Below are 12,703 nucleotides of genomic sequence, written 5' to 3'. Positions count from 1 at the left end.
ACGATTTCGTCTTCCGGCAGCGGCGGCGCGCCCTGGTAGCGCCAGTAGTACCAGCGCCCGCCCTGGTGGATGTCGAGGCGATCGACGACCGCCGCGTCCGTCATGCGGCCCCAGCCGAGCGCGAAGTCGAGCGGTGCCAGCGACGCCGTGCGGCCGAGGCGATAGCGCTCCGTGGACAGCACCCGCGCGTACGCGGTGTACTCGGCCAGCGCCCGCGCGGCGATGCCGTCGATCACGAAACGCGGCCCGTCCTGGAGATCGCGCTGCACGGGCGCGACGAGGTCGTCGTCCGGGGTGGCCACTGGCGGCGGCGGGCCCTGCACCGCCGGTACCGGCAGCGGCCACCACTGCCAGGCGAGCGCCAGCAGCGCGACGAGCAGCAGCCAGCGTTTCATGCTGGCAGGGCCGCGCAGGCGGCGATGCGCGCGTGCAGTTGCCCGAGGCCGTCGGTCAGCGCCGCCGGGCCCGGCTGCAGGATGTCGCAGGACTTGATCTCGAACACCTGCCCGCGGCGCACGGCCGGCATGGCATCCCAGCCCGGCCGGGCGGCGAGGCTATCCGCCCGAAAGCGCTTGCCGCACCAGGAGCCGATGACGAGGTCTGGTGCGCGCCGAACCACCTCGGCGGGATCGGCGATCACCCGCTCGCGCGCCGCGGCGCGGCCGGCGAGTTCGGGGAAGCACTCCTCGCCGCCGGCGAGCGCGATCAGCTCCGACACCCAGCCGATGCCGCTGATCAGCGGCTCGTCCCATTCCTCGAAGTACACGCGTGGCCGGCGCGGCAGCCGGGCGGCGGCCTGCGCGACGGCCGCCATGCCGGCTTCGAGTTCCGCGACCAGGGCGGCGGCCTTGTCCGGCACGCCAACGAGCGCGCCCACCGTCTCGATCATGGCGAGGATGCCGGCCACCGTGCGCTGGTTGAACACGTGCACGGCAAGCCCCGCGCGGATGAGCGCGGCGGCGATGTCCGCCTGAAGATCGCTGAAGCCGAGCACCAGGTCCGGTTCCAGCGCGAGGATCTTGTCGATCCTGGCGCTGGTGAAGGCGGCCACCTTGGGTTTTTCCCGCCGCGCCCGGGCCGGACGCACGGTAAAGCCGCTGATGCCGACGATACGGTCCTGCTCGCCGAGCCGATACAGCGTCTCGCAGGTCTCCTCGGTGAGGCACACGATGCGCCGGGGCGTGCGGCCGCTCATGGCGCGAGCAGCGCCGCAAGGGCGCCGGGGTTGCTTGGAAAGTAGGCGTGCACGTAGCTCGCGGTGAGACGCCCGATTCGATAGACGGCCTCGCCGGGACGCCCGTCCGGGGTGCTGGCATGCAGCGCCGGCGTGAGCGGCGTGTCGAGGCGCGAGTAGTGAAACGTGTGTCCCCGCAATGTGCCTTCCGGCAGCGCGAGCCGTTGCCCGCCGAGCGCAGCCAGGCGCGCCTGCATCACCGCGCCGCCCGGCAGCAGACCCGCCATGCGGTGCGCCGTGCCGGCGCTGTCGGTGAGCGTGTCGAACAGCACCATCATGCCGCCGCATTCCGCCAGGATGGGTCGCCCGGCGGCGTGGTGGGCGCGCAGGGAGTCGAACAACTGGCGGTTATGCGCGAGCCGTTCGGCGTGCAGTTCGGGATAGCCGCCCGGAAGCCACAGAGCGTCGGCGTCCGGCACCGGCTCGCCGGCGAGCGGCGAGAAAAGCGCAACATCCGCGCCGAGTTCCGCCAGCGTGTCGAGGTTTGCCGGATAGATGAAACCGAACGCCGCGTCGCGCGCCACGGCGATGCGGACGCCGTCGAGCAGGCGGGGCAGGGGCGCAGCGTCTGGAGCGGCGAACGCCACCGCCGGCGGCAGTGTGTCCGCCGCCGCCGGCAGCGCCGCGGCAAGGCGGTCCAGTCGGGCGTCGAGATCGGCGATTTCGGCCGCCTGAATCAAGCCCAGATGCCGCTCCGGCAGGCTGGCTGCGGCTTCCCGCGCGAGCGCGCCGTACCAGGCGATGCCATCCGGCAGGCTGACCCTGAGCAGTTCGGCGTGATGGGCGCTGCCGACGTTGTTCGCGAGCACGCCGGCGAGCCGCAGGCCCGGCCGGTAGCTTGCCAGCCCCAGCGCCAGCGCGCCGAAGGTCTGCGCCATGGCAGCGGCGTCGATCACCGCCAGCACCGGCAGCTTGAACGCGAGCGCCACGTCGGCGCTAGACGGCGTGCCGTCGTGCAGGCCCATCACGCCCTCGACCAGGATCAGGTCGGCATCGTGCGCGGCGGCGGCGAGTCGCCGGGCGCCATCGTCCGCGCCGCACATCCAAAGATCGAGGGTCTCGACCGGCGCGCCGCTGGCGGCTTCGAGGATCTGCGGGTCCAGAAAATCCGGCCCGCACTTGAACACCCGCACCCGCCGGCCGGCGTTGCGGTGGCGGCGGGCGAGTGCGGCGGTGACGGTGGTCTTGCCCTGTCCGGAGGCGATGGCCGCCACCAGCAAAGCGGGACAGGGGCGGTTCACCCGATTATTCGGCCCGGGGGCGGGCCTCCCATCAGGAATCGCGTGCGGGAGCGGCGCCCCTGTTGCGACACCGTGATTGCGGGTCCGCTCGCCGCGTTACGGGCGCGCGGCGATGCTGCCGTGCCGGCCCGGCAGCGCCGCGATCACCGCATACACGATGGCCGCCGCACCGAGGTAGAGCGCCGTCCCTTCGACCGACAGCGGCAGGTACTGCACCAGGCGCGCGCCGAACGTGGCGAGGCTCAGCTCCGCAAAGCGGCCGGAGAACACGTAGAACGCGCCGCTCGACAGCAGCTCGCAGGCCAGCGTGCCGGCGAGGGCTGTGGTTGCGAACGGCACAAGGCTCGACACCGCAGGCCGGTGCCAGCGCGTGTAGAGGCGTCCGGCGGCGAACAGCGCGCCATAGGCCGGAATCAACGCCGCGTACGCCGGGCTGACGCAGAACGCGCTGACGCCGCCAAACGCGATAGCGAGGAAATCCACGGCGGCGGCAAGCCCCAGCAGCGCGGCGAGTGGTCGCCAGCCGGGGAGCAGCGCGCCGGCCAGGAAGAACACCGCCCACGACGCATCCGGCAGGTGCAGCGGGCTCGCGAAATGGTGGCTGCGCGTCGCAAGCATCAGCGCGGCGAGCGCAAGGCCGACCGGCAGCGGGCGGGACACGGGCAGTTTGTTCATGGATGAGCGGCTCTTGGCGTGGACTTGAGGTTGGGCCGTCCGACGGAACGGGCGGCCCATTATGAAGCGCAAGCGGGCGGAAGGCGGCATTCAGCGCGCCGCGGGCGGCGCGTAGCGCACGGTGAGCAGCACGTTGCGGCCGTCCTCGTCGAACAGCCGCGCCGTCTCGTAGTTCTTGTCGAACAGATTGGCGAGCTTGCCCTCGACCGTCCAGGCGCGATCGAGCGCCCAGGCGAGGCGCAGGTCCGCTGTCACGAAACCGCCCATCGGCGCATTGTTGGCGAGATCGTCGTAGCGCTCGCCCTCGCCGTACAGGCTCGCGCCAAGCCGCCAGCGGCCGATGGCGCGGTCGGCGTCGATGCGCCCCATCAGCTTGGCGCGGCGTGGCAACTGGTTGCCGCGGTCGGCGCCGTGGCCGCGGTTTTCGGGGTCGAGCGCGGTCAGGTTGGCGGATAGATCCCAGCCGGCAACCTGCATCCCGGCGACCGCTTCGAGCCCGCGGATGCGCGCCTTGGCGATATTGGCGGGCGCGAAGATCACCGAGTCGAAGGTGATCATCTGGTCGATCTGCGTCTGGTAGGCGTTCAGCGACCAGTCGACGCCCGCGTGCAGGCCGGCAAGGCCAAGTTCGAAGCTGTCCGATTCCTCGGGTTCGAGGTTCGGGTTGCCGAAAAACGGGAAATACAGCTCGTTGAAGGTCGGCGCCTTGAACGCGCTGCCCCAGGACGCCATCACGCGCAGGTCCGGCGCAATGCGGTAGCCCCAGGCGACCGAGCCCGTGGTGTAGCCGCCGTATTGCTGGTTGCTGTCGCGGCGGGCGGCGAGCGTCAGGTCGTGCTCACCGTAGCGACCCTGGTACTGCGCAAAGCCGGCCACGTTGTCGCGCGAGTCCTGTTCGTACGGCGTGGTGGCCGACACGCGGTCGTCGAGCCAGTCGGCGCCGAGCGTCAGGCGCTGGCCGGCGGACAGCGCAATGTCGTTCTGCCAGGTGGCGCTCCAGCGCTCGGAGTCGAAGGTGTCGTTGAACACGCCCTCGAAGTAGTTGTCGCTCAGGTCCCGGTTGCGTCCGCCGGACAGGCTCATGCGCCAGCCTGGCAGCGCCTGCCAGTCGACCCGGGCGCCCACCACGTCCTGCACGAAGTCGGTGCTGTTGCCGGAAAAGATGCTGCCGTCGTATTCGTTGTCGCCGGCGCCACGCAGGTAATGCAGCTCGCCGCTCAGTGCGTCCGTGAGCCGGGACCCGGCGCGCGCGGAGACGCCGGTGTTGCGGTAGGCGTCGTCGTCCGGCTCGTCGACGAAGCAACCGGCAAACAGCGTTGCCGAGCGCGGGTCGCAGGCGTTGAAGCCCTGCGTTTCGGAGTGGCTGGCGCCGAGGTTGTACCAGCCCCGCTCGCCGCCACCGGACAGCCCGGCGCTGTAGTCCTGCGTGGCGTGGCTGCCGCCGCCCACGCTCAGGCGAGGCGTGAGCGGTCCGCCGCCCTTTTTGGTGAAGATCTGGATCACGCCGCCGACGGCATCCGCCCCGTACAGGCTGGAGCGCGGGCCGCGCACGACCTCGATGCGTTCCACAAGATCAATCGGAATGTCCTGGAACGCCGACTGGCCGAGCGTGACCGAGCCGATGCGGATGCCGTCCACCAGCACCAGCACGTGGTCGGCCTCGGTGCCGCGCAGGAAGGCCGACGCCACCTTGCCACGCCCTCCATTGTTGCTGAACGACAGCCCCGGCACGCCGCGCAGCGCGTCCGGTACCGAGCGCGCCTGCCGGCGCTCGATGGCGGCGCGGTCGATCACCGTCACCGACGCCAGCGTGTCGACGTTCGACTGCGGCGCGCGGTTCGCGGTGATGTTGATGGTGAGCGGTGGGTCTTCGGCCGCCGGGACGGCGGCGACGGAAAGAAACGACAGTCCGGCCAAAAGACCGGTCTTGCCTGCGTGCGTCATCGGGATACTCCTGCTCGCGCTCACCCGCGTGAGAGCTGTGGTGAAGTCACCGGCAAGCAGGGAAAACGGCGCGGCACGGCGGGCCGCGGGGCGGCACACCCTCCCGGCGCATCGCCCACCGCAATGCCGACCAAAGTGCTTCGGGCCGGTCTCCGGACTTGCGAGTGGGCGTGAACCCGGCTGCGGCGCCTTCCCGTGCCCGAGGGCACAGTGGCGTGAGGCCGCAGCTTGACTCGCTTACCGTTGCGGGGGCAGTGCCGGAATGGTTCGGGTGAACGCACCGGCTTCCCGTTTCATCCCCTGGGCGAACGCCCTCGGGGACACCAGAAGCGGCGCGGATGGTAGGCGTCGCCGGCCGGCGGCGTCAATTGCGGGAGCGGTCGAGCAGATCCCGGTACAGCGTCGCGTAAGCCTGCGCGCTGCTCGCCCAGGAATGATCCTTCGCCATGCCGGTGCGTTGCAGCTGCCGCCACGGCCGGTCGTCCTGATAGAGCGTATGGGTGCGGACGATGGCGGCCAGCAGCGCCGCGCTCGACGGCGCACTGCACACGATGCCGGTCGCGCTGCCGTCGGCGAGATGGGCGGGGGTGGCGTCGGTCACGGTGTCGAACAGTCCGCCGACGGCGGTCACGATGGGCACCGTGCCGTAGCGCAGCGCGTAGAACTGCGTGAGCCCGCACGGCTCGAAACGTGAGGGCACCAGAAACGCGTCCGCGCCGGCCTGGATGCGGTGCGCAAGCGGTTCGTCGTAGCCGGCGACGAACGCGATTCGCCCGGGCTGCGCACCCGCCGCCGCGCGCAGCGCGGCGACGAAGGCCGCATCGCCGCTGCCGAGCACGGCAAGCTGTACGCCGTCCGGCAGCCGCGGCAGGGCATCGAGCAGCAGGTCGATGCCCTTCTGCTGCACCAGCCGGCTGACCAGGCCGACCAACAGCGCCTGCGGGCGGACCGCCAGCCCGAGTTCCCGTTGCAGGGCGGCCTTGTTGGCGGCCTTGGCGTCGAAGTGCTCGGCGTCGTAGCGGCCGAGCAGGGCAGGGTCGGTCGCCGGGTTCCACTGAGCGGTGTCGATGCCGTTCAGGATGCCGGACAGCACGTCCGCACGGTGCCGCAGCAGGCCGTCGAGGCCGCAGCCGAAGGCGGGAGTCTGGATCTCCTGCGCGTAGCGCGGGCTCACGGTGGTGAGGCGGTCGGCGAACGCGAGCCCGCCCTTGATCAGCGCCAGCTGGCCGAAGAACTCCAGCCCGTCCATCTGCCACCACGCGGCGGGAAGTCCGAGCCCGGCCGCGGCGTCGCCGTCCACCAGTCCCTGATAGGCGAGGTTGTGGATGGTGAACACGGTGCCCGGCCGGCGCGGGTGCAGGCTGAGGAAGGCCGGCAACAGGCCGGCCTGCCAATCGTGCGCGTGCACCACATCGGCGCACCAGTCCGGTGCGAGATGGCCCAGCGCCAGCGCCGCCGCGGCGCGGCAGAACAGCGCGAAGCGAGCCGGGTTGTCCGGCCAGTCCACGTTGTCGGCGTCGTGGTAGGGGTTGCCGGGGCGCTCGAAGGCGTCGGTCGCGATCAGGTATACCGGCAGCCGGCGCCGCCCGCCGGTCGGCAGGTCGCCGCGCAGCAAGGTCATGTCGGCGCCGTACAGCGCCGAGCGGGCCACAGGTTCCGCGTTCGCCAGCGCCGCCCGCGCGGCGGGGTAGGCCGGCAACACCAGGCGCGCATCGACGCCGAGGCCGCGCAGCGCGCCTGGCAGGGCGCCCACCACGTCGCCGAGCCCGCCCGTCTTGACGAGCGGCCAGGCCTCGCTTGCCGCCAGCAGCACCCGCAGTCGCTTCACGGCAGCTCCAGCACCAGCGCGCCGAGCGGCGGCAGGGTGAGCGTGACGGACCACGGCCGACCCATCCAGGGCACCGGTTCGGCCTGCGCGCCGCCGTTGGCGACATCGCTGCCGCCGTAGAACGTGCTGTCCGAGTTGAGCCGCTCGCCGTACCAGCCGGGACGGGGTACGCCGAGCCGGTAGCCGTGCCGAGGCACCGGCGTGAAGTTAAGCACCACCAGCACGCTGCGCCCGCCGCCGTGGCGCAGGTAGCTCACTACCGACTGGCCTGAGTCGTGGCAGTCCACCCACTCGAAACCCTGCGGGTCGAAGTCGTGCGCGTGCAGCGCCGGGTGGTCTCGGTACAGGCGCGCCACGTCGCGCAGCAGGGCGTGCACGCCGCGGTGGGTGTCAAAGTCCAGCAGCGGCCAGTCAATGGCGCGGTCGTGGTTCCACTCGGTCCACTGACCGAACTCGCTGCCCATGAACAGCAGCTTCTTGCCGGGGAAGGTGAACTGGTAGACGTACAGCAGGCGCAGGTTCGCGAACTGCTGCCAGGTGTCGCCGGGCATCTTGGACAGCAGCGCACGCTTGCCGTGGACGACCTCGTCGTGGCTCAGCGGCAGCACGAAGTTTTCCGTATACGCGTACAGCATGCCGAAGGTGAGCCGGTCGTGGTGGTACTGGCGATGCACCGGGTCGTGGCTGACGAAGTCCAGCGTGTCGTGCATCCAGCCCATGTTCCACTTGAGCGCAAAGCCGAGCCCGCCGGTCCACGGCGGGCGCGTCACCTGCGGCCAGGCGGTGGACTCCTCGGCGATCATCAGCGCGCCCGGGTGCTGGCCCTGCACCACGCCGCACGCCTCGCGCAGGAACTCGACCGCCTCCAGGTTCTCGTTGCCGCCGTGGCGGTTGGGCAGCCACTGCCCGGGCTCGCGCGAGTAGTCCAGGTACAGCATGGAGGCAACCGCGTCCACGCGCAGGCCGTCCACATGAAAGGCCTCGACCCAATGCAGCGCCGAGCCGATCAAAAAGCTCTTCACCTCGGCGCGGCCGAAGTTGAACACCAGCGTGCCCCAGTCCGGGTGCTCGCCCAGGCGCGGGTCCTCGTGCTCGTACAGCGCCGTGCCGTCGAAGCGGGCGAGCGCGTGTTCATCGCGCGGAAAGTGCGCCGGCACCCAGTCCAGAATCACGCCGATGCCGGCCTGGTGCAGGCGGTCGATCAGCAGGCGCAGGCCGTCCGGGTCGCCGTGGCGGGCGGTCGGCGCGAAATAGCCGGTGCACTGATAGCCCCAGGAGGCGTCGAACGGGTGCTCCGTTACCGGCAGCAGCTCGACGTGCGTGAAGCCCAGATCCGCCACGTACGGCACCAGCTGGTCGGCGATGTCGGCGTAACTCAGGAAGCCACCATCCGGCGCCCGGCGCCAGGAGCCGATGTGCAGCTCGTAGATGCTGATCGGCTGGCGGTGCCAGTTGCCGGCGGCGCGCCGATCGAGCCAGGCCTGATCGCCCCAGGCGTAATGACTTGCCGCCGCCACGCGGCTTGCGGTGGCCGGGCGCAGCTCGGCCGCGCGGGCGCAGGGATCGGCCTTCAGCAGCAGGCCCTGCGCCGTGCGCAGCTCGAACTTGTACCGCGCCCCGGCCACGACGCCCGGGATGAACAGCTCCCACACGCCGCTGTCGCCCCGATTTCGCATCGGATGCCAGCGCCCGTCCCAGCCGTTCCAGTCACCGACCACCGACACCCCGTCGGCGTTCGGCGCCCACACGGCGAACAGCACGCCTTCCACGCCGTCCACCTGACGCACATGCGCGCCCAGGAAGTTCTGCGGGTGCCAGTGCCGGCCCTGCCCGAACAGCTGCAGGTCAAAGTCCGACAGCAGCGGCGCGAAGCTGTACGGGTCGACGGCGCGGTGTTCCTGGCCCGCGGCGTCCGACCAGCGCAGCGTGTAATGGGCCGGTAGCGGCTGCGTGTCCAAAATGGCCTCGAACACGTCGCTGCCCGGCAGGCGGCGCAGCGGCAGTTCGGGCAGGGATTCGAGGCCAACCGTCGCGGCGCCCGGGCACAGCACGCGCAGGCGCGGCCCGTGGCGGCCCAGCAGGCGAAACGGATCGTGCAGGCGACCTGCCTGCAGGCGCCGCAGATCGTCGGCGGGGACTTCTGGAATGCTTGTTGCGTTCACTCAATCCGACTCGGTTGTCGCGGCCGCTGGAAATGGTATCAATCGCCCACCGCCCGCCCTTGACGCACATTGGAGGATCGATCGCATGAACGGTGCCAGCCGGCCCGAGCGCTTCATCAGCGAGCTCACGCGCGACACGCTGGCCCTGGTGCTGGCCGGCGGGCGCGGCAGCCGGCTGGAGCAACTCACGCTGTGGCGGGCCAAGCCGGCGGTGCCGTTCGGCGGCAAGTTCCGCATCGTCGATTTTCCGCTCTCCAACTGCGTGAACTCCGGCATCCGGCGCATCGGCGTGCTCACGCAGTACAAGGCGCACTCGCTGATCCTGCACATCCAACGCGGCTGGGGGCACCTGAGCGGCCAGTTCGGCGAGTTCGTGGAGCTGCTGCCGGCCCAGCAGCGCCTGGAGACGTCCTGGTACGCCGGCACCGCGGACGCGGTGTGGCAGAACCTCGACATCATCGCCGCGCACAAGCCCGAGTACGTGCTGATCCTGGCCGGCGATCACATCTACAAGATGGATTACGGGCCGATGCTGGCGGCGCACGTCACCCGGCAGGCCGATGTCACCGTCGGCTGCTTCGAGGTGCCGGTGGCCGACGCCCGCGGCTTTGGCGTGATGGCGGTGGACGACGACCTGCGCGTGCGCAGCTTCGTCGAGAAGCCGGCCGAGCCGCCGCCCATGCCCGGCCGCAGCGACGTGGCGCTGTGCTCGATGGGCATTTACGTGTTCAACACGGCGTTCCTGTTCGAGCAGCTGTACAAGGACGCCGACACGCCGGGCTCGCAGCACGACTTCGGCCGCGACGTGATCCCGGGCCTGATCGAGCGCTACCGCGCGTTCGCCTATCCCTTTGTCGACACGCAGACCGGCGGGCAGGCGTACTGGCGCGACGTGGGCACGCTGGATGCCTACTACGCGGCCAACATGGATCTGGTGTCGGTGACGCCGGAGCTGAACCTGTACGACACCGAGTGGCCGATCTGGACCCTCCAGGAGCAGGTGCCACCGGCGAAGTTCGTGTTCGACGACGACGGCCGGCGCGGCATGGCGGTCGACTCGGTGGTGTCCGGCGGCTGCATCGTGTCCGGTGGCTCGGTGCGCCGCTCGCTGCTGTTCACCAACGTGCGCGTCGAGGCCGGCGCCGAGCTCGACGACTGCGTGGTGTTGCCGCAGGTGCAGATCGGCGAGGGCTGCCGAATCCGGCGCGCCATCATCGAGCGCGGCTGCATCATCCCGCCCGGTACCGAGATCGGCTACGACCCCGCCGCCGATGCGCAGCGTTTCAGCGTGACGCCGGGCGGCGTGACGCTGGTCATTCCGGAGATGCTGGGCCAGGCGCTGCACCATGCCCGCTGACCGCCGGGCCGGTCTGCTGCTGCATCCAAGCTCGCTGCCCGGACCGTTCCCACAAGGCGACCTGGGCCACGAGGCCTACCGCTTTGTCGAATTCCTGGCCGCCGCCGGCTGCCGCGAGTGGCAGATGCTGCCGGTCGGCCCGACCGGCGACGGCGGCAGTCCGTACCAGTCGAGTTCCAGCCACGCCGGCAGCCGTGCGCTGATCAGCCTCGACTGGCTGCGCGACCGTGGCTGGCTTGCCAGCATCGACCCGTCGCGCACGCGGGACGAACACCTGCGTGCAGCGGGGGCCGCCTTCGCCGCGCAGCCGGCGGCAGATTTTGGCGAGTTCATGGACCGCGAGGCGCACTGGCTGGCCGACTTTGCGCTCTACAGCGCGCTGAAGGCCGCGCACGGCGCGCGGGCCTGGATCGACTGGCCAGCCGGCGAGCGCCAGCGCGACCGGCGCGCGCTTGCCACCGCCCGGCGCCGCCACGCGGCGGCCATCGCCCAGGCGTGCTTCGAGCAGTACGCGTTCGCGGCGCAGTGGCGCGAGCTGCGGGCCTATGCCCACGCGCACGGCGTGCAGCTGTTCGGCGACCTGCCGCTGTTCGTGGCCCACGACAGCGCCGACGTGTGGGCGGCGCCGCAGGCCTTTGTGCTGGACGAGGCGGGGCAGCCCACCTTCGTGGCCGGCGTGCCGCCGGACTATTTCGCCGCCGACGGCCAGCGCTGGGGCAACCCGCACTACCGCTGGGACTGGCACCAGGCGCAGGACTTCGCCTGGTGGCGGGCGCGCATCGCCACCCAGGCGCAGCGCTTCGACCGGCTGCGCATCGACCATTTCCGCGGGCTCGATGCGGTGTGGATGATCCCGGCCGATCAGTCCACCGCGGTCAGCGGTGCCTGGCAGCCGGTGCCCGGCGCGGCGTTGCTGGGTGCGATCACGCAGGCCTTCCCGGATCTTGCCCTGGTGGCCGAGAACCTCGGCATCATCACGCCCGGGGTCGAGGCACTGCGCCGGCGGTTCGGCCTGCCGGGCATGGTGGTGCTGCAATTCGCCTTCGATGGCGACGCCAGCAACCCCCACTTGCCGCACCACCACGCCCGCGATGACGTGGTTTACACCGGCACCCACGACAACGACACCACGCTCGGCTGGTTCGCGGGCGCGCCGGCGGCGACGCGCGAGCGCCTGCTCGACTACCTCGGCCAGCCCGGCGAGGCGATGCCCCGGCCGCTGGTCCGCGCGGCGCTGGCCTCGGTGGCCACGCTTGCCGTGCTGCCGGTGCAGGATGTGCTCGGTCTTGACGGCGCCGCGCGCATGAACACGCCGGGCACCGTCGAGGGCAACTGGGCCTGGCGCCTCGCGCCCGGGCAACTCACGGCGGACGTCGCGCAGCGCCTGCGCGCGCTGGTGGCTTTGTACGGACGTTCATGATTTGATCCGCAGCGGTGTTTGTCGCTGCGGGGAGTTAGGTCATGTCACGTCCTGTCACCGAAGCCGGTCTCGATCTGGTGCGCACGTTCGAGGGGCTGCGCACCGACGCGTATCGCTGCCCGGCCGGCGTGTGGACCATCGGCTACGGCCACACCGGGGACGTCCAGCCCGGCCAACGCATCAGCCAGAAGCAGGCGGAACAGCTGCTGAAGGACGATCTGGCCGCGTGCGGCGCGGAGGTGGAGCGGTTGATCGGCGTGCCGCTGACGGACTGCCAGTTCGCGGCGCTGGTGAGCTTTGCCTTCAATGCCGGTGGCGATGCGCTGCGCACCAGTACGCTGCGTCGGCGGCTGAACCAGGGCGACTACGAGTGCGTGCCGAGCGAACTTGCGCGCTGGGACAAGGCGACCCATCCCGGCAGCGGGCGCAAGGTTTCGCTGCCGGGCCTGGTGCGCCGCCGCGCCGCCGAGGGCGATCTGTGGCTGCAAGGCAGCGTCGACGACCCGTTCCGCGCCAGTACCGACATGCCGCAGCACGTGCAGACCGATGACACCCGCGTGGCTAGTCGGGTGCTTGCCCGCGACGGCCTGCGTCTGCGCAGTGGGCCCGGGCTGGAGCACGCCGTGCTGCGCGTGCTGCCGTGCGGCACTGCACTGTTCGTGGAGCGGGAAATCAACGGCTGGCTGGCGGTGGATCTGGAGGGCGACGGCGCCATCGACGGGTTCGTGTCAGCGGCGTTTGTTGGCACCTGACGGACAACCGTCCACGCCCGACGATCCGCGATGTCCGCCCCTGCCCAGGGGCTAAGGTTCCGGGGCGCGCCGGTCGTTAATGCGATCAAT

The 12,703-nt window shown here is 71.0% G+C and carries 9 protein-coding genes, 1 pseudogene and 1 riboswitch; of the genes and pseudogenes, 3 read left to right on the top strand and 7 right to left on the bottom strand.

Features of this window, described 5'->3' with window-relative positions:
- The 7 genes and pseudogenes from AB7F93_RS11680 to glgB form a co-directional block, all read right to left on the bottom strand.
- Nucleotides 1–395 (bottom strand): annotated as a pseudogene (locus AB7F93_RS11680) (hypothetical protein); the annotation flags it as partial.
- Entirely contained in the window at nucleotides 392–1,195 is an 804-nt protein-coding gene (locus tag AB7F93_RS11675; RefSeq protein WP_428303083.1) for an ABC transporter substrate-binding protein, read from the bottom strand. The pseudogene AB7F93_RS11680 and the gene AB7F93_RS11675, both read right to left, overlap by 4 nt.
- Nucleotides 1,192–2,454, bottom strand: a complete 1,263-nt coding sequence (locus AB7F93_RS11670) for a cobyrinate a,c-diamide synthase (RefSeq protein ID WP_428303085.1) — start codon at nucleotides 2,452–2,454, stop codon at nucleotides 1,192–1,194. The genes AB7F93_RS11675 and AB7F93_RS11670 overlap by 4 nt, the downstream gene beginning before the upstream one ends.
- A gap of 117 nt (nucleotides 2,455–2,571) precedes the next feature.
- The gene (locus AB7F93_RS11665; RefSeq protein ID WP_428303082.1) at nucleotides 2,572–3,150 is read right to left on the bottom strand and encodes a hypothetical protein; all 579 of its coding nucleotides are present in this window, start codon (nucleotides 3,148–3,150) and stop codon (nucleotides 2,572–2,574) included.
- 90 nt (nucleotides 3,151–3,240) lie between these two features.
- The gene (gene btuB, locus AB7F93_RS11660) at nucleotides 3,241–5,094 is read right to left on the bottom strand and encodes a TonB-dependent vitamin B12 receptor (RefSeq protein WP_428303081.1); all 1,854 of its coding nucleotides are present in this window, start codon (nucleotides 5,092–5,094) and stop codon (nucleotides 3,241–3,243) included.
- A gap of 126 nt (nucleotides 5,095–5,220) precedes the next feature.
- A riboswitch (cobalamin riboswitch) is annotated at nucleotides 5,221–5,437 on the bottom strand.
- A gap of 21 nt (nucleotides 5,438–5,458) precedes the next feature.
- Nucleotides 5,459–6,913 (bottom strand): glycogen synthase GlgA, encoded by a 1,455-nt coding sequence (glgA, locus tag AB7F93_RS11655; RefSeq protein WP_428303084.1) that lies wholly within the window; start codon nucleotides 6,911–6,913, stop codon nucleotides 5,459–5,461.
- A 5-nt stretch (nucleotides 6,914–6,918) separates the two neighbouring features.
- A complete protein-coding gene (gene glgB / locus AB7F93_RS11650) occupies nucleotides 6,919–9,084 on the bottom strand; it encodes a 1,4-alpha-glucan branching protein GlgB (protein WP_428303080.1) in 2,166 nt (721 codons plus the stop codon).
- An 85-nt stretch (nucleotides 9,085–9,169) separates the two neighbouring features.
- Between glgB and glgC the strand changes: the two genes are divergently transcribed.
- From glgC to AB7F93_RS11635, 3 genes are read left to right on the top strand one after another with little or no spacing between them, the layout of a single operon-like run.
- Complete coding sequence (gene glgC / locus AB7F93_RS11645) at nucleotides 9,170–10,441, top strand: glucose-1-phosphate adenylyltransferase (protein WP_428303079.1); 1,272 nt, start codon at nucleotides 9,170–9,172, stop codon at nucleotides 10,439–10,441.
- Nucleotides 10,431–11,861: a 4-alpha-glucanotransferase gene (gene malQ, locus AB7F93_RS11640; protein WP_428303078.1), complete on the top strand. Its 1,431-nt coding sequence runs from the start codon at nucleotides 10,431–10,433 to the stop codon at nucleotides 11,859–11,861. Before glgC ends, malQ begins: the two co-directional genes overlap by 11 nt.
- A gap of 41 nt (nucleotides 11,862–11,902) precedes the next feature.
- Nucleotides 11,903–12,613 carry a glycoside hydrolase family protein gene (locus tag AB7F93_RS11635; RefSeq protein WP_428303077.1) on the top strand — a complete coding sequence of 237 codons (711 nt, stop codon included), beginning with the start codon at nucleotides 11,903–11,905 and terminating at the stop codon, nucleotides 12,611–12,613.
- Nucleotides 12,614–12,703 lie beyond the last annotated feature (90 nt).

Source organism: Immundisolibacter sp., assembly GCF_050250495.1.
In the GTDB taxonomy this organism is placed as follows: Bacteria; Pseudomonadota; Gammaproteobacteria; order Immundisolibacterales; family Immundisolibacteraceae; genus Immundisolibacter.
This window is presented reverse-complemented; position numbering and strand designations above follow the sequence as displayed.

Coding starts and splice junctions, on each gene's coding strand:
- AB7F93_RS11675 (WP_428303083.1), bottom strand. CDS start 1,195: ATGAGCGGCCGCACGCCCCGGCGCATCGTGTGCCTCACCGAGGAGACC.
- AB7F93_RS11665 (WP_428303082.1), bottom strand. CDS start 3,150: ATGAACAAACTGCCCGTGTCCCGCCCGCTGCCGGTCGGCCTTGCGCTC.
- btuB (WP_428303081.1), bottom strand. CDS start 5,094: ATGACGCACGCAGGCAAGACCGGTCTTTTGGCCGGACTGTCGTTTCTT.
- glgC (WP_428303079.1), top strand. CDS start 9,170: ATGAACGGTGCCAGCCGGCCCGAGCGCTTCATCAGCGAGCTCACGCGC.
- malQ (WP_428303078.1), top strand. CDS start 10,431: ATGCCCGCTGACCGCCGGGCCGGTCTGCTGCTGCATCCAAGCTCGCTG.
- AB7F93_RS11635 (WP_428303077.1), top strand. CDS start 11,903: ATGTCACGTCCTGTCACCGAAGCCGGTCTCGATCTGGTGCGCACGTTC.